Consider the following 20,030-nt stretch of genomic DNA (forward strand, 5'->3'; position numbering starts at 1 on the left):
CATCCCCTTTATCGAATTAATTCAGTTTTCGTTTTTGAGCGGTCGTCGGTTGTTCCGGGTGTGCTCGTTTCCAGAAGAAATATGCAACAGACAAGAACAATAACCACGGTACACCAAACTTCAAGACGATTTGGAAATCGGTGAACCATGTCGTCAGTACGAGTGCGAATAAGAGCAACGCACCGAGAACCGTCAGATATGGATAGCCCATCATCCGGACCGGTAACGTCCGTCCGCCTTCGCGTTCCCACGCTTTACGGAAGTAGAGGTGGGAGATGAAAATCATGAACCACGTGAAGATTGCTCCGAACATCGAAATCCCCATCATGAATGGATATGAGACGCTCGACTGACTGCTGATGATCGCAGCAAGGAAAATCCCAATCGTCGATACGGCGAGTGCGAAGAGGGGCACACCTTTATGATTTAGGCGACCAAACACTTTTGGTGCGTACGTTGCTTTCGATAACGAGTACATCATTCGCGTCGAAGCGTACAGTTGACTGTTCATCGCAGATAGAGCTGCCGTCAGGATGATGAAGTTCATGATGCCACCCGCATACGGAATCGATAGCATCTCCATTACTTTAACGAACGGACTTTGATCGACGCCACCTGCTTGTTGCCATGGCACGATCATCAACATCAAAGCAATCGTGATGACGTAAAACGTCGAGAGACGGAAGACTGTCGCTTTTAATGCTTTCGGTACAGCGACGTCCGGATCCTTTGCTTCACCGGCAGTGACAGCAATCAATTCTGTTCCAAGGAAGCTGAACAAGGAGATGAAGATCGCAATCCAGAGACCGGAGAAACCAAATGGCATGAAACCACCATCATTCGTAAAGTTTTGCGGACCAATCTCAGGACTCGGACTACCGATGACTAAATAGGCACCGAGTAAGATAAACAGCAAGATCGCACTGATTTTAATGACCGAGAACCAGTATTCAAAAGTAGCGAACGTATTGACCGTCGTGGCATTGATGTAAATCAATGCGGCAGCAAACACGAGAATCCAAACGAATCCGGGAATGTCTGGGAACCAGTATTTCATATAAATCGCAATCGCACTGACTTCGACACCGATCGCAAGGACGTTTGCAATCCAGTACGAATAGCGGACGAGGAAACCGGCGTAGGGACTAATATAACGTTCCGCAATCGTCCCGAACGAGCCGGATGTTGGATGGGCAACCGTCATTTCAGCGAGGCAGCCCATTAAGAGTAAGACGATGAAGGCGCCGACTGCGTAACTGATCAGAACGCTCGGACCGGCAAGTCCGATCGCCAGTCCACTTCCGAGGAAGAGACCCGTTCCGATCGCACATCCCATCGCGATCATCGTGAGTTGGCGTGTCTTGAGTTCACGCCGTAGTTCAGTAGGTTGTTCCATAGTGTACTCCTTAAGCAACGACTTCGCGTTCATTCGCGAAACGTTCGTATTCTTTATCTTCCATGATTTGTTTGAGTGTCGCGATAACGTCATAGACATCAGTGAACGTATTGTAGAGCGCAACCGGTGCTAAGCGAACGATGTTCGGTGCCCGGAAATCAGGAATGATCCGATGTTCCTTGAGTGCTTTACAAATCCGTGCTGCTTCCGGATGCTCGAGACTGAGGTGCGCACCACGGCGTTTGTCGTCGACCGGGTTCCCGATGACGAAACCGTATGGTGCTAACTCTTGCTCGACGAGTTCCATCATGTACTGTGTCAAGGCGAGTGATTTCGTCCGGACGGCTTCGATACCGACTTCTTCGAACATCTCTAACGCACCGATTTGTGGGGCGAGACTTAAGACGTGTGGTGTGCCGATTTGGAATGCTCCGGCATGCGCAGCCGGTGTCATCGTATGATCCATATCAAACTGCTTGTCCTTGCGTGAACCGAACCAGCCCGTCAGACCAGGCAGTGTTCCAAAATGACGTTCGTGGACGAATAATCCACCAACTGTTCCAGGACCACCGTTTAAGTGTTTGTAATTGCACCAGTAGGCAAAATCAACATCCCAGTCATGGAAAGCATGCGGAACGGCCCCGACCGAGTGACAGCCATCAAAACCGATCAAGATACCGCGGTCGTGTGCGGCTTTCGTCAGACGTTCCATGTCGAGAATCTGTCCGCTCCGGTACAGCACGGCCGGCAAGACGATCAAAGCGATATCGTCTGTCATGGCAGCAATGATATCGTCTTCTTCTAAAAAGCGACCATCACGACTCGGCACTTGGATGAGGTGTGTCTCTGGATCAAGCCCGCGCAAACGAAGTTGACTTTGGAGGGCATAGATGTCTGACGGGAACGTCAGTGCATCGGCTAAAATCTTATCGCGTCCTTCTGTCGGTTGGAAGAATGTCGCGACGAGTTGATGGAGATTGACGGTCGTTGAACCAGTGACCATGACTTCTTCTGCCTGAGCGCCAATCAATGGTGCGTTGAGGGCAGCGAGTCGTTCTGATAATTCAAACCAAGGATGACGTCCCTTCATCCAGCCATCGATGCCGAGTTCTTTCCAATCTGATAGCGACTCGAGTAACGTCTTCTCAGCACGTTTTGATAACAATCCGAGCGAATTTCCATCCATATAGATACTACCCGGTTGCAGATAAAACTCATCACGATAGGCGGCTAAAGCATCTTGTTCGTCCCGAGTAACGGCATCGGTCCGTTTTGCTTGCAATGTCATACGTCATCCTCCTTAAATGAATGCTCAATCAATTTTGACAAAAGCGTAGCAAACAAATTGACATTGTGTCAATATTATCGAATAGAGAAAACAAAAGGAGTGAAGGACATGTCATCTTCTCAACCAGAAAAAATCGATAAACGTCACCTGCGTACGGTGCGGACACGCGAGAAACTGTTGAGTGCAGCACGTGACGTCTTCTTAGAACAAGGTTTTCAGACGGCAACGATTTCACAAATCATTAAACAAGCTGGCGTCGGTTACGGAACCGCTTATGTCCATTTTGAAGGGAAAGATGAGCTACTCGTCGTCTTGATGGAAGATGTCATGAGTCGTTTTCACGCGATTGCGGAACGAACATTTGAACCGACGACGCCGAGGGAGGCGAAAGAACGCATCGTGACGCAAGCAACGGATTTCTTACGTCTTGCAGAAGAAGAACGAGCAATGCTACGGATTGTCGAGCAAGCAATCGGTGTATCCTATATTGTCCGTGCAAAATGGAAAGCGATTCGGGAACGATTCATTGATCGGATCAGTCAAGACATTCAGTATGCGCAAGAGACAGGACTCGCGCGGCAAGATGTTGATTCAAAGCTCGTTGCCCGCGGCTGGTTCTTTGCCAATGAGATGTACTTATTTGAAGTCGTCCGTGAAGAGGCGACGGCAACGATTGAAGAAATCGCACACGTCTTAGCGACGATCTATACGCAAGGACTCTACCGGATCGAGGATTGATGAGTGTGCGGGAAGGGAACGTTTCCGAGTAGAAGGGAGCGTGACCGGGATGCCGTTTGATTATGATCTCGATTTTAAGACGACTGATTTTCGTAAGGAACCGGAAAAATACCGGGTCGGGCGCGGAGAGCAAGGGGTGTTGCTCGTCGAACCATATAAAAGTGAGATTTTGCCGCATTGGCGTTTTAAGACGCCGGACATCGCTCGAGAATCGTCCGACAAAATTTATGAGATGTATTTAGCTTATAAAGAGGACGGGGACTTCGTCGGCATGGACATGGCGCGGAAGTTCATTCAGATGGGTCATACGCGCGCGCGACGCTACGCGAATTATAAGGGTGGACGCAAATATAAAGATAAAGAGAAAAAAGAATTGCACATACGCGATATCGATGAAGAAAAAGCCAAATCGGCTGCGATTTTCCAAGAAAAGTGGGATTTAATTCGGGCGGATGAGGAATATCTCAAGCTCAAACGCGCACATCAAAAACAATACGGTTAAGTCATTTCAAAATAAAGGGAATCAATTCAAATGGTGCGATAATGAAAAGAAAAACGGGAGGCATTGGTATGAACCGTTGGTGGATTCCGCTGTATCCGATCGGTCTATTCTTACTGGTGGATCACTTTTTCTATCATATTTCAGTGACGTGGCTCATCGTGCTTGGTGTTGTCAGTATCTTACTGAGTCTTCGTCCGAATCGACCGACCTTTTCTTCATATCGTTCATTGATGATTGGCACACTATTGCTAGGTCTTGGTCTTATGCCATGGTTGACGCTTGATTTTACAGGAGTCGTCTTCGTTTTCTTGTTAACAGAAATCGTTGCGAAACTGCTCGTATCAGGAACAGAGGAACAATTCGTATGACGAACAAATAGGAATAAACGAAATAGCCTCGATTACTCCGTCCGATTGGATGGAGCAGTCGAGGCTATTTTTGGTGCAATTAAGAACTTTGTTCGACCTTGGCAATCAACCGTGCTTGACGTTTTTGCCAGATGAACGATCCAATGAACGTCACGACAAGGAAGATCAGACCAAGCGCAAATGGATAGAGAATGTTGACGTCATATAGTAGACCAGCGAGTGTTGGTCCGAGTACGTTCCCGATACTCATATAAGCATTATTCATCCCCATGGCAAATCCTTGTTCATTCCCAGCAAGCTTTGAAATCATCGTATTCAAGACAGGACGTAAAATCGACGTCGCAAGGAAGATGACGAGTGTGATCGCAAAGAATCCACCGTAGCTTGATGTTAATAGCGATAATAAGAAGCCGAGCGCTGCGATGAAGAGGAATAAGTTCAAGACCTTTCCTTCTCCCAGACTACGCGATAACTTGTCGACAATGAAGATTTGAGCGATGACGCTGATAATACCGGTCGACGTCACCATGATCGCAATATCTTTCGGTGAAGCACCGAATTGATCATCGACGAACAAACCGAGTACCGATTCGTACGCCATCAGACCGAAACTCATGACGAGTGTAATGACGAGCGGTACGAAGTATGGTTTCTTAAACGATGTGCCGAGTTTTCGAAGCATCGATCCCTCGTCAGGTGCCATCGCCGTCGCATCATGTTTTTCGCTTTCTTGAAGTAACAAGACACTGAATAAGACAGCTGCACCAGAGACGATCGCCGAGACGAGTAACGGCAATTTTAAATCATATTCGGCGAGGAATCCACCGATCCCGGGACCGATGACGATCCCGAGTGACATCGCAGCGGAGACGTAACTGTTTCCTTTTGCGCGTTGATCCATCGTCGTGATATCCGCGACGTAAGCAAAAATGGCTGGAATCAGAAGTGCGGCACCAGCACCACCGATTGCGCGCGAAATGTACAGTACTGTGACGGAGTTCGAGAAATAGAAGACGAACATCGACAGTGTCAAGCCGATTAATCCGTAAATGATCATCTTACGACGACCGTATTGATCAGCCCATTTTCCAGCGATCGGCGACATTATGAGCTGTGCTCCGGCAAAGATCGCAATCATCAATCCGGCAGCTGTTCCACCTTGTCCAATTGATGCTAAGTAAGCGGGAAGAATCGGAATGATGATCCCGAAGCTCCCGACGGCAATGAACATATTGATCATGAGGACCGTTAATTTTTTTCGTTGATCCGCGTGCAAGGGGACCCCTTCTTTCGACCCGCTTTCTGTAAGCGGTTATTTGTTTCACCTTCATTATCTTAGAATCAAGCTAAATGAACTGTCAATAATGAAGGATTTCTCTAACAGAAAAACGTTCCGATTGCGTCTCCATTTGGGGAGGGAGACGTCATCGGAACGTTTTTATTTTGAATTGGGGCTTGATTGGCGCGAGCAGGGGTAGCTCGCAGAATGCGCACCTCTTAAAAGTGCGTCAACTTGTCTTTTGCGGACGTTCTAGGTTTAACAGGTGGAACGACGGCTGGCCAGCCAATTTGAATGACACCGAGAACCCGCTCTTCTTCTGAAGCACCGACGAGAGACGCATATTCTGGTGTAAACCAATGTTTTCCGCTCTTCCAGCAACAACCAAGACCTCGCTCTGTCGCCACCAACTGTAGATTTTGAATCATGGCAGCTGTTGCGAGTGTATCCTCTAGCTGTTGATCCGGTGTTCCTTGTACCTGACAAAGTACCGTTAAATAAACCGGGACTTCCCGTAATTTTTGTTCCGCCTGCTGACGTTGTTCGATCGTCTTCGTCTCGAATTGACCGCGCGCTGTCAGCAACTCCATCAAGGCATCGACGTACCGTGTTTGTCCGTCTTCGATTGCGAGAACAAAGCGCCAAGGTTCTCGTAATTTATGATTCGGGGCATAAATCGCCGTGTCGAGCAATGCTTCTACCAATTCGACCGGAACGGGTTGTTCCGTATAGGACCGGATCGACCGGCGTGTTTCAATCACTTGTTGGGCATGCATCCGTTTCATCTCCTCACTGAGTACTTTTTCACTATAAATGATAACGATTATCATTGTCAACGTTATTTGTCAGAAAATAAAAAGACGATTCCCGAGAGGAAATCATCTTTTATTGAATTCGTATTAAGAGACTTTTCGTTCCTCGTCTTGATCCTGAGCAACGGTCGTTAGTTTCTTTTTCATAAGACGAATCCGGTACAGCGCAAATAAATAATGGGCGAAATAAATCGTAAACCCAAGGAAAATCGTCAGTGCTACATGAATCTGAACGCCAGGGACAGCGTGGAGTTGAATAAAGAGCAAGACTGCCATCGCCATCGTATAGAGCACCATTTCCACCGATTGTGGCATGACGCGTTGACGTTTTAGGAAAAAGGAACGCATGAGTGGTAGGACGACAAGACTGACGAGACGATCGACTAGTCCGATGACGAGCACACTAATCACCATTGCTAAACCATTTTCAAAAGTGATTAATCGTGGAAAGACAAGATATGTGACGAGTAATAGTGGTCCAACTAATAAAAAGATTGAAATCGAGGCACGTGCGAATACGAAGAGCCCGTTGACACTTGTTAAAAAGGCACGAACGATCTTTTGTGACCAAGGTGATGGTCGACCAACTTGCCAAGCAAAACAACAAGCAAAGATGAACGCATAAAATTGCAGAAAGGCAACCATAAAGCATCTCCTTTAGATATGAAACTCATTGTCCCTAGTGTATCGATTTTAAAGCTGAAGTGCAAAGAAGAACTTTTCGTAAAGTATAAGAAAAGACCAGCTGATGTGACATCAACTGGTCCGTCGTCAATTAATCTAGATTCGGTTCCTTTTTCCCGTGCAAGAAAAAGGACAAAATTAATGCGAGCGCAGATAAGACGGTCGCAATCCAGAATGCATCGGTGATTCCTTGAATCGTCGCTTGTTTCGTCAGCGTCGTAAACCAGCTCATCGAAGCAGCTTGTGAACTACCAAGTTGTTGTCCGAGATCATTTAGATGTTGTGAAAGCGTCGGATCAAGAGTCGTGAACTGATTCGCATCGTCTGCCAAGTGAGCCGTCGTTTGACGTGTCATGACGGTGACGAGAATCGCCGTTCCGATGGACCCGGCGACCTGACGGAGCGTATTTTGCGTTGCATTTCCGTGTGGAATCATCTTCATCGGTAGGGCGTTCATACCGGCAGTCATGATGGGCATCATGATGAATGCCATCCCGAATGACCGAAGCATATAAATCCCCATGATTGAGTAATACGATGTATCCATGTTCAATTGCGTCAATTCCCATGTCCCGTAAGTCATCAACGTTAAACCGAAGATGGCGAGTGGGCGGATACCGAAGCGGTCAAATAAACGACCGGCAATAGGACCAGTGATCCCCATGATCAATGAACCTGGTAAAAGGAGAAGACCGGAGTCAACCGGTGAAAATCCGCGGATACTTTGAAGATAGATCGGTAAGAGCAACATGCCGCCGAACAAGGCCATCGTAACGATGACATTGATGAAGAGCGTGAAAGAAAATTCCGGCACCTTCAACACACGAATGTTCAGCATTGGATCTTCCATCGAAAGTTCACGCATTGCAAAAGCCGCAATCCCGATTAAACCGATGACGATCGTACTGATGACGATTGGGCTATCCCAGCCATCATTCCCAGCTTCACTGAAACCATAAAGGAGACTACCGAACCCAATCGTACTGAATAAGACACCAAGTGCATCAAAAGATGGTTTTGAGAGTGGCTGCGTCAGACGGAACCAGGCTGCACCGAGTAACAACGTCACTAATCCAAAGAACGACATCGCATAAAACATGACATGCCAATCATAGTTTTGGATGACATATCCCGTGATTGTTGGTCCGACAGCTGGAGCGAGAATCATCGCGATCCCGAGCATCCCCATGGCGGCTCCACGCTTATGCGGAGGGAACAACGTCATGAAGACGTTCGATCCAAGCGGCATCAAGATACCAGCACCTGCTGCCTGAACGACACGCCCAATCATCATAACTGGGAAGTTCATCGCCATCGAACAGATGATCGATCCGAAGAAAAAGAGCGTCATCGAAGCGAGGAACAATTGGCGGAACGTATAACTGCGCATCAAAAAGGCACTGATCGGAATCAAGATTCCGTTGACGAGCATGAAGCCCGTCGTCAACCACTGAGCAGTAGATGTTGAAACGTTGAAGTCATTGATCAGAACCGGCAACGCGACATTAATCAATGTTTGGTTCAAAATAGCAATGAACATACCAATCAGTAAAACCGTCAATACTTTCGGAATACTGACGTTTTCAGTTGAAACTTGTTTTGGAGGTGTTGCGACCGGAGGTGTCACGGACATCGTTGGTTCCGTCTCAAGTGATTCTTCAAGTGTCGGTCCATCAGTCGCCAGTGCCATGTTGGATGGGCGACTTCGACGGGCGATCCAGTTGACACCGATGATGATCAGAATCGTAAACGCGCTATATCCGAATAAAAAGGTAGTAGACATGAACGTCCCTCCTTAATCCTTATGAATGCGGACGGTCACATTCATACCAGGTCGAATGTCGAGCGATTTTTCTTGTGAGAGCGATACTTTCACCGGAATGACTTGTGCGACTTTCGTGTAGTTCGCATTTCCGTTTGAAGAAGGCATCATCGAGAAGGTTGAAGCTGTCGTCATTCCGATCTGTTCAACTTCACCAGAAAGTGTCGTGTCCGGATAGCTGTCGACATACACATCAACGGTTTGTCCGACTTTGATTTCATCGATTTCTGTTTCTTCGATGTTCGCTGTGACCCAAAGATCGTTTAAGTCAAAACCATAGGCGAGTGGTGTACCTGCTGCGACGAAGCCGTTCTTTGTCGCCATCGACTGAACGATCGTTGCTTTAGACGGCATCGAAACAGAGAGATCTGTCGGTTTTTGTCCAGCTTGTGCAGTCATGACGTGTCCGACTGTTGCACCACTGTTGAGTGACTCGCCTGTTTTTGCTGACCAATCTGTCAATTTACCAGCGCTTGGGCTCGCAACCGTTATCATTTTACCATCGATTTTTGCATTGTCTGTTTTGACATAGCTTGTGGCTTGATCGTAATAGTAGTATCCGACGACACCGCCACCAATCAAGACGATGAGAGTGACAACATTGATGATTAATAATTTTTTCATACTCATGGGTGTGTTAGCATCCTTTCTTGTGTACAATCGATTCAAAAAAAGTACTCCTCTGGGGGGAGGAGTAATTAATATAGTTAATTATATGGATAGTTAGCTAACAAACAACCGACAATTTCCGACAAAATGTCGGAAAAATAGATGGTAACGGATTCATTTATGAAAAGATAATGAAAAAGGAGTGAAATGTGAATGAATGAGAGCCGTGATCCACGACCGAAACGGTCACGTGACCGTATTACAATGGAATTATTTCGTTTATTGAAGACGCATAGCTTCTCGAGTATCACGGTCAAGATGCTGACAGATGGGGCAGGGGTGAACCGTTCGACGTTTTACGCTCACTATACAGATAAATATGATTTGCTTGACCAAATCGTCGAGGAGCAAATGACGGCACTTGAAGGGGCGATTCGGATTACGGTTACAAGCACGGTTTTTCCGACAGTTGAACAGGTAAGTCGCTATTTTGCTCGTTTGTTCATTCACATCGAAGAAAACGAATTGTTTTATCAGACGATGCTCGTTCAAGGGCCGATTAAAACGTTCATCTCTCGTTTTCTCGATACGTTGAAAGAAAACTATCGTCTCGTGTTTCGGTCACAAGTCGCAGATGGGGCTACTTTCGTCGATCGAGATTTGTTGTTGAATTACGTCATTGGGGGACAGCTAGGATTATTGATTTCGTGGTTACGAAACGATCGTCCCTATTCAGCAGCATATATGGCGGAGCAATTAAGCCGAATGATTGTCTTCGGGACGGTTGAGAGTATCGGTTTTCCTAAGGAAACGGAATGAGTACGTAAAAAAAAAAAGACACTCCCATGTGAAAGTGTCTGATCCGTTTTAAGCCTGTCGGAATGCGAGTTCCTTCGTATAGATCGTACTTCGATTTCGTCCGCTTTCTTTTGAGTAATACAACGCTTTGTCTGCTTGCTGCAAAGCTTCAAGAGACGTATGTGAATCACTAGAATGCGCGATGCCTAGAGAAATCGTAATTTGCAAATCAGGAACATCTGCTGTTGGGAAAAGGTTACGTGCAACCGTCATCCGAGCCAGTTCTGCGATTTTTTGCGCTTCTTTAGCCGAAGTGCTCGGCAGAATGATTAAAAATTCTTCACCACCGTATCGTCCAACGAGATCGTCCGGACGTGTCAAGGAAGCGAGAGTCATACCAAGTTGGCGTAAGACATCATCACCTGCATCATGACCATATGTATCATTGACATGCTTGAAGAAATCGATATCAATCAAGACGAGCGAATAGCCTTGGTCGGTTGAACCGACAAGTGACAGTGAATCATCGAGACGACGACGATTGGCAAGTCCCGTCAAAGCATCTGTCATGGCAAGTTTCTGCTGGTACTGGATATTTTCGAAGTGACGGCGTAGTTCCGCTAGTAACCGGAAAGCAACGAATCCAGCTAGTAGATTAAAGAAGATATAGGCAATCGAGATCTTAATGAATGTTGACCATGTGTTGGTCAGCACATAAATTGCCGGTAAGGAGTATAGAATCCCTACTAGTACCATAAGCTGAAAATGGCGTCCGTTCACATGAAGGAAACGGCGAAGGATCCCGATCGTTAAAATAAACAGAGTCATGATTAACGTAGATAAATAAAAACCCTCCATTTGATCGACGGGTGTTAAAAAGTAACGTGTCCCGATGATCATTACACCTGCGACGATGGCGCTTGGGAAACCACCGAACAGCATGGCGATCGCGACGGGAACGATTCGTAAGTCAACTCGGGCGACATCAATTTGGATGCCATTGAACATTAATAACACTGCAATCAAACCACAGACAGCGCCTAATATGAGGCGTATGTTCCAGCTAGAATTCAGCGAAATGCGTGGTTGATTCCGAAATGGTAAGAACAAGAGAGTAATCGTTGTGAACAGTAGACAAAAGTTAATGATGAATTGATTCATGATGGACAACAAATCCTCCCAACTCCCCCAGCTAACAGATTTCCATATATATACTTCCAGTATACTCAACTAGATAACGGCTAGACAGAGGGAAATCTTTAGATAAAATAGAAAAAACGGTAGAAAATCTACCGTTTTATGATGATGAAGTAAGTGTATCTTCATCCATCGTCAATAAAATTTTATCAAAGACACGAATCATTGTTTCGAGTTCTTCTTCCGTCAATGTCCCGAAGCGATCTTGCAAATAGTTTCTGCGGACGATTTCGAGATCCCGAAATGCACGTTCTCCGTCATCCGTCAAAGCGAGGACGATTGAACGACGATCTTCCGTTGAACGTGTCCGTGTGACGTATCCTTGTTTATACAGCTTATCCGTCAAAGCAGTGACTTGACTCGTCGCGAGCTCAAATTGTTCCGCGAGAAGCGTCGGGCGCTGAGGACCATTTTCCGAAAGGCTCCGTAAGATGAAAAATTCACTTCGGGTCGCTGTTCCTTCAAATAGTCGGTTAAGTTCACGTCGCAGGGTACGAAGAATGACACGCATTTGTTCCTCGAGTCGGTAAGTTAGCAAATCACGTTCCTGTGGCATGCAAGCAGCATCCTTTCTCTCAGTGGACTTCTACCATTTAGTGTACTAAACATATCGGATTTTTACCATCGACTACCCGATATTCGAAAAAGGCAATTGACAATTTCGTGGCGATTTGTGTAATATGACGTAGTACTATCAATTAAATCAGTTCTCACTCAACCAGTGGGATGGAGGTTGCAGTTCTTAAGAGTACGGTTACGGATGTCGTCAAGCGACAAATGAGGTGACCTGAAAGGAAGAATTGCCGAAATCAATCATCGCTTTGAAGATGATCGATTGGGATTAGATCGAACAGGTCTAATACTGTCACAAGTCGGGTATCACTTACTTGTGGAGAGCTATCTTTCACGACGGTAGAATGAGGCGCATCCATTTTATTATGTTGCGTTCTCATCTTCCATCTGGAAGATGAGGGCGCTTTTTGTTTTTTTCATTCAAAAAGTGTCCTCTCAAAAATCTATACAGAGAGAAGCGAACGAAATGAACAATTTAGATGTTAACAAAACAACAGATTCAACAGCAGAAGGTTTAAAACGTGGATTACAAGCTCGTCATATGTCGATGATTGCTATCGGCGGAGCTATCGGAACAGGACTCTTCATTGCGTCTGGGGCTTCCGTTGCCGCAGCCGGACCAGGTGGTGCGCTCCTGTCTTACGCTATCGTCGGTCTGATGGTCTACTTCTTAATGACAAGTCTTGGTGAAATGGCGGCTTACATGCCGGTTGCTGGGTCCTTCTCGACATACGGAACAAAATTCGTCGATCCATCATTTGGCTTTGCGCTAGGCTGGAACTATTGGTACAACTGGGCAGTTACGATCGCAGTCGAACTCGTTGCTGCACAAATCGTCATGACGTATTGGTTCCCAGACGTTCCTGGTTTTTACTTCAGTGCATTGTTCCTCTTACTGATGATCGGTCTGAACTTCTTCTCCGTTAAAGGATTTGGAGAAGCGGAATATTGGTTCGCGATGATCAAAGTCGTTACCGTCATCGTGTTCTTAGTTGTTGGTGTTGCAATGATTTTCGGTGTCTTTACATCAGAACCACCAGTCGGCTTTAAAAACTTTGCCCTTGGTGATGCACCGTTCGTCGGTGGGATTCCTGCCGTCATCGGAATCATCCTTGTTGCTGGATTCAGTTTCCAAGGAACGGAGCTCGTCGGCATCGCAGCGGGTGAATCAGAAGATCCGAAAAAGAATGTTCCAAAAGCAGTTAAACAAGTTTTCTGGCGTATTTTGCTTTTCTACGTCTTCGCGATTTTCGTCATTGGGATGCTCATTCCGTATACGAGTCCGAACTTGGTTTCAAATGATATCACCGACGTAGCGGTCAGTCCGTTTACGCTCGTCTTTGAAAAAGCAGGTCTTGCTTTCTCAGCAGCACTCATGAACGCCGTCATTTTGACGTCTGTCTTATCTGCCGGAAACTCAGGGATGTATGCTTCGACACGTATGCTTTACACGCTTGCGCGTCAAGGTGATGCACCGAAGTTGTTCGCGAAAGTCTCGAAAAACGGTGTACCACGTAATGCGTTGCTTGCAACAGGTGCCATCGGTGCGCTCTGTTTCTTGACGTCGATGTTTGGTGGCCAAGTTTACTTGTGGTTACTCAATGCTTCCGGGATGACAGGCTTCATCGCATGGCTCGGGATTGCGATCAGTCACTATCGTTTCCGTAAAGGGTTCATTGCACAAGGGCACTCGTTAAAAGACTTGCCGTATGTTGCACCAGCGTTCCCATTCGGTCCGTTGTTCGCATTCGGTCTTTGTTTCCTTGTCATCGTCGGTCAAAACTACGCAGCATTCCTTGCTGATCAGATTGATTGGGTCGGGATTGCCGCGACGTATGTCGGAATTCCATTATTCCTTGCTTTCTGGTTAGGACATAAATTCAAAAATCGGACGTCCGTCGTTCGTTACGAAGAGATGGACTTCCCAGAACATCCACGCCAATCGTAATCAGTGAGCCACCTTCAAATGAAGGTGGCTTTTTAGATGTCGCTTCAAGTAAGATGAAAGAAAAATAGGAGGCGATCTTCGTGAATTATTGGTACCACTTTAAGCGTGCCTTTTTACCGATCGCGTTATTGCTTGTGACGCTTGCCCTGTATCAAATGATCTATCGTTTAAATAACATCTGGTATTCGCTTGGAGGACTTCTCCTTGTCTTCGCAGCAATCTATTTCGTCATGCGTCGTCTAAAAGCGAATCCAGAAGACTGAATGAGCAGGAAAGTCGAGTCCATGCTCTGAACGCGGTAAAATAGACATATACAGAGGAGGGGAAGATAGATGGCAAAAGCAATATTTGCAGGTGGTTGTTTCTGGTGCATGGTCAAGCCATTTCATAAATACGATGGTGTCGAGCAGGTCATTTCAGGATATACCGGTGGTCATACAGAGAACCCGACTTATAAAGAAGTCTGTTCGGAAACGACAGGTCACTTAGAGGCAGTCGAAGTGACGTACGACCCGTCCGTCATTACGTATGAAGAATTACTCGAAATCTTCTGGCGTCAAATCGATCCAACAGACGGTGGTGGTCAATTCAACGACCGTGGTGAATCGTACCAACCAGCAATCTTTTATGTTGATGAAGCGCAACGGGAAGCTGCTGAGCGTTCAAAAGCTGAACTTGACGCATCGGGACGTTTTTCACGTCCGGTCGCGGTAGAGATTCGTCCGGAAAAACCGTTCTGGCCAGCTGAAGAATATCACCAAGATTATTATAAAAAGAATCCGTTCCGTTATCAGATGTATAGTGTCGGCTCAGGTCGCGCAAAATTCATCAAAGAAGCGTGGAAGGATCATGGTAAAGAGAAAGAGCTGAAACAGCGCCTGACACCGATTCAGTATAAAGTTACACAAGAGAACGGGACAGAGCCTGCTTTCCGTAATGAATACTGGGATGAAGAACGTCCAGGTCTATATGTCGATATCGTTGACGGGACACCACTCTTTACGTCAAAAGATAAATTCCAGTCAAACTGCGGTTGGCCAAGCTTCGCCAAACCAATCTCAGAAGACAAGATGGAAGTCGAACTCGATACGAGTCATGGGATGACACGGACAGAAGTTCGCTCTGCGAGTGCAGATAGTCACCTCGGTCATATCTTTGATGATGGTCCAACGGAACTCGGTGGACTTCGATACTGTATCAACTCAGCGGCGTTACGATTTATTCCGCTGGAAGAGCTTGATTCGGCAGGATATGGGGAATATAAAAAACATTTCGAGTAACACACAAGGAGTAGTCAAACGATTTCGTTTTGACTGCTCTTTTTTTACAATTCGAGAGGAGAGTGTAAAATGTTTCAGCCGGTATATGAAGAAATTCGACAGATGACGATTGCGAAGGTCCTTGATTTTTATGATCATGAAATTCGTCAACTTAACGAGGCGGCACGACAAGAAAAGTACGACAAAATGAGTTTGAGTCCGTTTCGCTTTTTCCGTGGAAGTTCGCATCTTTTTTATTACGATGTGACTCGGATTCCTTTAGGGTTCGATACACCACGAGATAAACCAACTTGGATTCAAGGTGATCTTCACTTTGAAAACTTCGGTGTTCATGGAAATGCGAAGGGGGAAATCATCTACGACGTCAATGACTTTGATGAAGGGTACTTAGGTTCTTATCTATATGATTTAATTCGAATGGCAGTGTCTGTTCGATTGTTTGCAGAAGAGGCGGGCTACGATCCAGCACCTGCCATCCAAAATTACGTCTTTAAATACTTACATGATTTAAAAAAATATGCGTCCGGAAAAGATCCGAGTGATGTTTGCTTTACAAGAGACAATACAAAAGGACCGATTAAAAAGTTGATCAAAAAAGCAGAAAAAAAACGTGAGGAATTAATGGGAGAGCGAACAGAAATTATCAATGGAACAAGACGATTTCGTGCGTTACCCGACATGGAAATAGTGGATGACGCGACAGTAAAAGCCATCCAAGGTGCTTGGTATTCTTATATCGAGACGATTGATACGGAGGATCGGCGAACAGAATCCTTTTATACAATCAAGGATATTGTACGTAAACTAGATAGTGGAACGGCATCGATTGGTCTTGAACGCTACTATCTCCTTATTGAGGGAGAAGGCGGCGAAGAAGATTTGATTCTTGAAATGAAACAGGCACAAACTTCTGTCCCTTCGTTATTTTTACCCGTCTATCGTCCAGAAGCTGAAGCGATTCATCAAGGGAGACGAATCATCACTTCACAAAAAGCGATGCAAGCACATGAAGATCCGTATCTCGGTTATTTAACGATAGATGGTAAAGAATATTATGTACGTGAACGTTCGCCATATAAGAAAAAATTAAAGGTGAAGCACATAAAAAGTCAGGAAGACCTTGAAAACGTTCTTTGTATTCAAGGTCAAATTACCGCAAAAATCCATGCACGGGCGGATCAGGATGCTGGTATTAAAGAAAAAGTTTTAACGCATCATGCGGACGTCGAAATCATCCAGGCCATCGGTGTTTCAGATACTGCTTTCTTAGAACAAATCGAGCGTTGGTCAAGTGCGTATGTTGAGCGAACAAAGCTGGATTATCAAGTGTTTTTAGAGTGGATCAAGGCACGTAAAGAAGCTACCAAAACAATCGAATCCTGAATCATTCAAGGGGTGTGTAACAGCAGTTACACACCCCTTATTTTTGAAGAGAATTTTATTCTTTAGCAGATGAAAGCGTCAGTCAAAAAACAAATAGGTATAATGACCTATATCAATTTATCAGAAAACTTCGTAAATTTTTGATTAAGTTCTTGCGAACGACTCGCTTCGTAAGACAAATCAAAAAAGATATAGGGGGAAGTACATCATGAGTTTGACGCGGAAAAAAGATGTTTCCGCTATGATTGCTGCAAGTAAACGCAATAGTGGACTTGCTCGAAATCTTGGCGCGATGGATTTAACGTTTTTAGGAATTGGCGCCATCATCGGAACCGGAATCTTCGTGTTGACGGGAACAGGAGCTTTAACTGCAGGACCAGGACTTATCGTATCCTTCATTCTATCTGCTATCGCCTGTGGTCTAGCTGCTCTTGCTTACGCTGAATTCGCATCAACGATTCCGGTCAGTGGATCCGTCTATACGTACACATATGCAACGATGGGTGAAATCTTTGCTTGGATTATCGGCTGGAACTTAATCCTTGAATATGGACTCGCCTCCAGTGCCGTTGCAGCCGGATGGTCTGGGTATTTCCAGTCCTTGCTCGCAGGATTCAATATTCATATTCCTACGGCACTCTCAGCAGCTCCAGGAGCAGTCGAGGGGGCGAAGACATTCTTCAACCTTCCAGCCTTCTTAATCCTCTTTGCCATTACGGCATTGTTGTCGATGGGAATCAAGGAAACGAAGCGCGTTAACAACATCATGGTTGTTATCAAATTAGCAGTCGTTATTCTCTTCATCGTTGTCGGTGTCGGCTACGTTGAACCTACGAACTGGGCACCCTTCACACCATTCGGTTGGGGAGGCGTCTTCTCAGGTGCTGCGATCGTCTTCTTCGCATATATCGGCTTTGATGCCGTGACATCAGCAGCAGAAGAAGTTCGTGACCCACAAAAGAACTTGCCGCGTGGTATCATCGGCTCACTCGCTGTCTGTACGATTTTATATGTTATCGTCGCAGCTATCATGACAGGTATCGTACCGTATCAAAAATTCGCAGGTGTCGATCACCCGGTCTCACTTGCAATTCAAATGGCTGGTCAGAGCTGGGTTGCCGGCTTCATCGATCTCGGTGCAATCCTCGGGATTACAACGGTCATTCTCGTCATGACATACGGAATGGTTCGTCTTGCATTCGCCATCTCGCGTGACGGGATGTTCCCGAAAGTCTTCTCTGAAGTACATCCGAAGTACCAAACGCCTTTCAAGGCGACTTGGATGATCGGACTTGGTAGCTCACTCGTCGCTGGTTTCGTTCCACTCGACGTCATTGCGAATCTCGTCAACATGGGTACACTGGCAGCATTCGTCTTGATCTCAGTCGCGGTCTTAGTTCTCCGTAAGACACAACCAGATCTTCCACGTGCCTTCAAGTGCCCTGGTATGCCATATGTGCCAATCGCAGCGATTGCTTCATGTCTTTTCTTGATGTTCAACTTGAAACTCGAAACATGGATCGCATTCGTGATTTGGCTCGCAATCGGTTTAGTACTCTACTTCGCCTTTGCGCGTAAAAGTTCGAATCTGCATCCCGGAAACATGCCAGTAGCGGAACTTGCTGCTTCAAAAGAAGAAGATTGACACACAAAGACCCGATGCCTCACGGCAATCGGGTCTTTTCTCATATCATGAAAGCGGAACAGGTCCTTTGACACGAACGGCATCAAATTCACGTTGAATGCTTTCATTGGCTTTCGCTTCTTCTTCTGCTGACCAACCGAGTTCGCTACGCATCAAAGCAAGAACACCGTCTGCATACTGCTCTGCATGCGGGAAATCAAAGAAGACGGCCGAGGCGCGACGATTTAAGAAGTCACCGGGTTGCATGACGAGTTCTGCTTCTAATCCATACAGGAGAGCGCCGAACCAGTGTAACGGTAATTGATAACGAGCCGCCTCGTCACCACGCGTCCGAATTAATTCGTAGACGCGTTCAACGTTCGTGCCATAACGCTGGATGAGCCACGTCGTTTCATTCGGTGACAATCCAAGTGCTTCCCCTTTTGGTTGTTGTTCCTTCAAATAACGAGCAAATCCTTTGCTACCTTGTGGATGACCACCGCCAAGCAAGATATCGTGCGTACGGGAAGCGAGGTAAATCCGATTTTCTTCTGTCTTGAATTGATCCGCAACCATATCGATGATTCGTTCTGCCATCTTCCGGTACCCGGTCAACTTACCACCAGCGATCGACATTAGCCCCGATTTTGAAACGAAAATCTCATCTTTTCGCGACAGTTCACTTGGATCTTTTCCATCTTCATGAATGAGTGGGCGAAGTCCAGACCACGTTGATTCGACGTGTTCAGGTCGTAATTCAACATTGAACATTTGATTTGTGGCCTCAAGGATATAGTCCTGATCCTCGACGGTGACGCCAGGCTCAAGAATATCTCCTTTATAGTTCGTATCCGTTGTTCCGACATACGTTTTCCCTTCGCGTGGAATCGCAAAAATCATCCGACCGTCCGGAACATCGAAATAGACAGCTTGTTGTAGTGGGAAATGTGCTTGATCGATGACGAGATGAATCCCTTTTGTCAGGTGTAATGATTTTCCGGACTTCGAACCGTCCTTTTCGCGCAGTTCGTCGACCCAAGGCCCCGTCGCGTTGATGATTTTCTTCGCCCGAATCGTATACGTTTTACCACTTAAGACGTCGCGTACTTCCACACCAACGACTTTGCCGTTATGGTAGACGAGTGACTCAGCTTTTGTATAGTTAACAGCACGTCCACCGTAACCGACGGCCGCTTTTAACACTTCGACCGTCAGTCGGGCGTCATCCGTTTTATATTCGACATAACGCCCACCACCGACTAAGTGTTCCGAACGTAACAGTGGTTCGTAACGTAATGTTTCTTCCTTACTAAGCATCGTCCGGCGTTCATTGCGTTTGACGCCTGCGAGTTGGTCATAGACACGTAAGCCAATCGAAGTCGAGAAGCTACCGAATGTGCCACCTTCAACGAGTGGGAGCATCATCCACTCCGGTGTCGTCACGTGTGGGGCATTCTCATAGACGATGGCGCGTTCTTTCCCGACTTCAGCGACGAGTTTAATCTCGAATTGCTTCAGATACCGCAATCCACCATGGACAAGTTTCGTCGAACGGCTCGATGTCCCTTCGGCGAAGTCCTGCATCTCGATTAATCCTGTCCGCATGCCGCGACTTTGCGCGTCAAGCAAAATACCAGCTCCCGTAATACCGCCCCCGATGACGAGGACATCTAAAAGTTCTTGTCCCATCTCTTCTAACCATGCTGTCCGTTCCGTACTTGAAAACATC

19 protein-coding genes and 1 riboswitch are annotated in these 20,030 nt (G+C 46.2%); of the genes, 9 read left to right on the forward strand and 10 right to left on the reverse strand.

The features are described from left to right. Positions 1 to 16 precede the first annotated feature (16 nt). Positions 17 to 1,396 (reverse strand): amino acid permease, encoded by a 1,380-nt coding sequence (locus ADM98_RS04170; RefSeq protein WP_152910951.1) that lies wholly within the window; start codon positions 1,394 to 1,396, stop codon positions 17 to 19. Positions 1,397 to 1,406: 10 nt separating this feature from the next. Next, positions 1,407 to 2,684, reverse strand: a complete 1,278-nt coding sequence (kynU, locus tag ADM98_RS04175; protein ID WP_053452393.1) for a kynureninase — start codon at positions 2,682 to 2,684, stop codon at positions 1,407 to 1,409. Between the two features lie 108 nt (positions 2,685 to 2,792). Here kynU and ADM98_RS04180 point away from each other — a divergent pair, with 108 nt between their 5' ends. From ADM98_RS04180 to ADM98_RS04190, 3 genes are all read left to right on the forward strand, one after another. Beyond that, on the forward strand, positions 2,793 to 3,422 hold the full coding sequence (locus ADM98_RS04180) for a TetR/AcrR family transcriptional regulator (protein ID WP_053452394.1): 630 nt from the start codon (positions 2,793 to 2,795) through the stop codon (positions 3,420 to 3,422). Between the two features lie 49 nt (positions 3,423 to 3,471). Beyond that, positions 3,472 to 3,924 carry a DUF4385 domain-containing protein gene (locus tag ADM98_RS04185; protein ID WP_053452395.1) on the forward strand — a complete coding sequence of 151 codons (453 nt, stop codon included), beginning with the start codon at positions 3,472 to 3,474 and terminating at the stop codon, positions 3,922 to 3,924. A 68-nt stretch (positions 3,925 to 3,992) separates the two neighbouring features. Then, complete coding sequence (locus ADM98_RS04190) at positions 3,993 to 4,292, forward strand: hypothetical protein (RefSeq protein WP_053452396.1); 300 nt, start codon at positions 3,993 to 3,995, stop codon at positions 4,290 to 4,292. Positions 4,293 to 4,371: 79 nt separating this feature from the next. Here the strand turns inward: ADM98_RS04190 and ADM98_RS04195 are convergent, their stop codons facing one another. The 5 genes from ADM98_RS04195 to ADM98_RS04215 form a co-directional block, all read right to left on the reverse strand. Next, a complete protein-coding gene (locus ADM98_RS04195) occupies positions 4,372 to 5,568 on the reverse strand; it encodes an MFS transporter (RefSeq protein ID WP_053452397.1) in 1,197 nt (398 codons plus the stop codon). Between the two features lie 221 nt (positions 5,569 to 5,789). After that, positions 5,790 to 6,347 carry a nitroreductase family protein gene (locus ADM98_RS04200; RefSeq protein WP_053452398.1) on the reverse strand — a complete coding sequence of 186 codons (558 nt, stop codon included), beginning with the start codon at positions 6,345 to 6,347 and terminating at the stop codon, positions 5,790 to 5,792. Positions 6,348 to 6,470: 123 nt separating this feature from the next. Further along, positions 6,471 to 7,028, reverse strand: a complete 558-nt coding sequence (locus ADM98_RS04205; protein WP_053452399.1) for a hypothetical protein — start codon at positions 7,026 to 7,028, stop codon at positions 6,471 to 6,473. 130 nt (positions 7,029 to 7,158) lie between these two features. Next, on the reverse strand, positions 7,159 to 8,850 hold the full coding sequence (locus ADM98_RS04210; RefSeq protein WP_053452400.1) for a DHA2 family efflux MFS transporter permease subunit: 1,692 nt from the start codon (positions 8,848 to 8,850) through the stop codon (positions 7,159 to 7,161). Positions 8,851 to 8,862: 12 nt separating this feature from the next. Beyond that, complete coding sequence (locus ADM98_RS04215; protein ID WP_053452401.1) at positions 8,863 to 9,519, reverse strand: HlyD family secretion protein; 657 nt, start codon at positions 9,517 to 9,519, stop codon at positions 8,863 to 8,865. A gap of 192 nt (positions 9,520 to 9,711) precedes the next feature. Between ADM98_RS04215 and ADM98_RS04220 the strand changes: the two genes are divergently transcribed. Continuing rightward, the gene (locus ADM98_RS04220) at positions 9,712 to 10,317 is read left to right on the forward strand and encodes a TetR/AcrR family transcriptional regulator (RefSeq protein WP_053452402.1); all 606 of its coding nucleotides are present in this window, start codon (positions 9,712 to 9,714) and stop codon (positions 10,315 to 10,317) included. A 48-nt stretch (positions 10,318 to 10,365) separates the two neighbouring features. Here the strand turns inward: ADM98_RS04220 and ADM98_RS04225 are convergent, their stop codons facing one another. Together ADM98_RS04225 and ADM98_RS04230 are read right to left on the reverse strand one after the other, a co-directional pair. Continuing rightward, the gene (locus ADM98_RS04225) at positions 10,366 to 11,457 is read right to left on the reverse strand and encodes a diguanylate cyclase (protein ID WP_235504829.1); all 1,092 of its coding nucleotides are present in this window, start codon (positions 11,455 to 11,457) and stop codon (positions 10,366 to 10,368) included. Between the two features lie 136 nt (positions 11,458 to 11,593). Beyond that, positions 11,594 to 12,049 (reverse strand): MarR family winged helix-turn-helix transcriptional regulator, encoded by a 456-nt coding sequence (locus ADM98_RS04230; protein ID WP_053452404.1) that lies wholly within the window; start codon positions 12,047 to 12,049, stop codon positions 11,594 to 11,596. Positions 12,050 to 12,212: 163 nt separating this feature from the next. Beyond that, positions 12,213 to 12,401: riboswitch (Lysine riboswitch) on the forward strand. Between the two features lie 131 nt (positions 12,402 to 12,532). On the opposite strand from ADM98_RS04230, the gene ADM98_RS04235 reads away from it, so the two are divergent. The 5 genes from ADM98_RS04235 (at position 12,533) to ADM98_RS04255 (ending at position 18,322) form a co-directional block, all read left to right on the forward strand. Further along, a complete protein-coding gene (locus ADM98_RS04235) occupies positions 12,533 to 14,014 on the forward strand; it encodes an amino acid permease (protein ID WP_053452405.1) in 1,482 nt (493 codons plus the stop codon). Positions 14,015 to 14,094: 80 nt separating this feature from the next. After that, complete coding sequence (locus ADM98_RS04240) at positions 14,095 to 14,277, forward strand: hypothetical protein (RefSeq protein ID WP_035399267.1); 183 nt, start codon at positions 14,095 to 14,097, stop codon at positions 14,275 to 14,277. 69 nt (positions 14,278 to 14,346) lie between these two features. Continuing rightward, entirely contained in the window at positions 14,347 to 15,294 is a 948-nt protein-coding gene (gene msrA, locus ADM98_RS04245) for a peptide-methionine (S)-S-oxide reductase MsrA (RefSeq protein ID WP_053452406.1), read from the forward strand. A 69-nt stretch (positions 15,295 to 15,363) separates the two neighbouring features. Then, positions 15,364 to 16,677, forward strand: a complete 1,314-nt coding sequence (locus tag ADM98_RS04250) for a DUF2252 domain-containing protein (protein ID WP_053452407.1) — start codon at positions 15,364 to 15,366, stop codon at positions 16,675 to 16,677. Positions 16,678 to 16,885: 208 nt separating this feature from the next. Beyond that, complete coding sequence (locus ADM98_RS04255; protein WP_053452408.1) at positions 16,886 to 18,322, forward strand: amino acid permease; 1,437 nt, start codon at positions 16,886 to 16,888, stop codon at positions 18,320 to 18,322. 45 nt (positions 18,323 to 18,367) lie between these two features. Here ADM98_RS04255 and ADM98_RS04260 read toward each other — a convergent pair whose 3' ends face one another. Next, the gene (locus ADM98_RS04260; RefSeq protein ID WP_053452409.1) at positions 18,368 to 20,029 is read right to left on the reverse strand and encodes a glycerol-3-phosphate dehydrogenase/oxidase; all 1,662 of its coding nucleotides are present in this window, start codon (positions 20,027 to 20,029) and stop codon (positions 18,368 to 18,370) included. Between the last annotated feature and the right edge of the window lies 1 nt (position 20,030).

Origin of the sequence: Exiguobacterium sp. BMC-KP (genome assembly GCF_001275385.1) — a bacterium.
In the GTDB taxonomy this organism is placed as follows: Bacteria; Bacillota; Bacilli; order Exiguobacteriales; family Exiguobacteriaceae; genus Exiguobacterium_A.

Coding starts and splice junctions, on each gene's coding strand:
- ADM98_RS04190 (WP_053452396.1), top strand. CDS start 3,993: ATGAACCGTTGGTGGATTCCGCTGTATCCGATCGGTCTATTCTTACTG.
- kynU (WP_053452393.1), bottom strand. CDS start 2,684: ATGACATTGCAAGCAAAACGGACCGATGCCGTTACTCGGGACGAACAA.
- ADM98_RS04185 (WP_053452395.1), top strand. CDS start 3,472: ATGCCGTTTGATTATGATCTCGATTTTAAGACGACTGATTTTCGTAAG.
- ADM98_RS04200 (WP_053452398.1), bottom strand. CDS start 6,347: ATGCATGCCCAACAAGTGATTGAAACACGCCGGTCGATCCGGTCCTAT.
- ADM98_RS04205 (WP_053452399.1), bottom strand. CDS start 7,028: ATGGTTGCCTTTCTGCAATTTTATGCGTTCATCTTTGCTTGTTGTTTT.
- ADM98_RS04180 (WP_053452394.1), top strand. CDS start 2,793: ATGTCATCTTCTCAACCAGAAAAAATCGATAAACGTCACCTGCGTACG.
- ADM98_RS04215 (WP_053452401.1), bottom strand. CDS start 9,519: ATGAGTATGAAAAAATTATTAATCATCAATGTTGTCACTCTCATCGTC.
- ADM98_RS04235 (WP_053452405.1), top strand. CDS start 12,533: ATGAACAATTTAGATGTTAACAAAACAACAGATTCAACAGCAGAAGGT.
- ADM98_RS04170 (WP_152910951.1), bottom strand. CDS start 1,396: ATGGAACAACCTACTGAACTACGGCGTGAACTCAAGACACGCCAACTC.
- ADM98_RS04225 (WP_235504829.1), bottom strand. CDS start 11,457: ATGAATCAATTCATCATTAACTTTTGTCTACTGTTCACAACGATTACT.
- ADM98_RS04250 (WP_053452407.1), top strand. CDS start 15,364: ATGTTTCAGCCGGTATATGAAGAAATTCGACAGATGACGATTGCGAAG.
- ADM98_RS04220 (WP_053452402.1), top strand. CDS start 9,712: ATGAATGAGAGCCGTGATCCACGACCGAAACGGTCACGTGACCGTATT.
- ADM98_RS04255 (WP_053452408.1), top strand. CDS start 16,886: ATGAGTTTGACGCGGAAAAAAGATGTTTCCGCTATGATTGCTGCAAGT.
- ADM98_RS04210 (WP_053452400.1), bottom strand. CDS start 8,850: ATGTCTACTACCTTTTTATTCGGATATAGCGCGTTTACGATTCTGATC.
- msrA (WP_053452406.1), top strand. CDS start 14,347: ATGGCAAAAGCAATATTTGCAGGTGGTTGTTTCTGGTGCATGGTCAAG.
- ADM98_RS04260 (WP_053452409.1), bottom strand. CDS start 20,029: ATGTTTTCAAGTACGGAACGGACAGCATGGTTAGAAGAGATGGGACAA.
- ADM98_RS04230 (WP_053452404.1), bottom strand. CDS start 12,049: ATGCCACAGGAACGTGATTTGCTAACTTACCGACTCGAGGAACAAATG.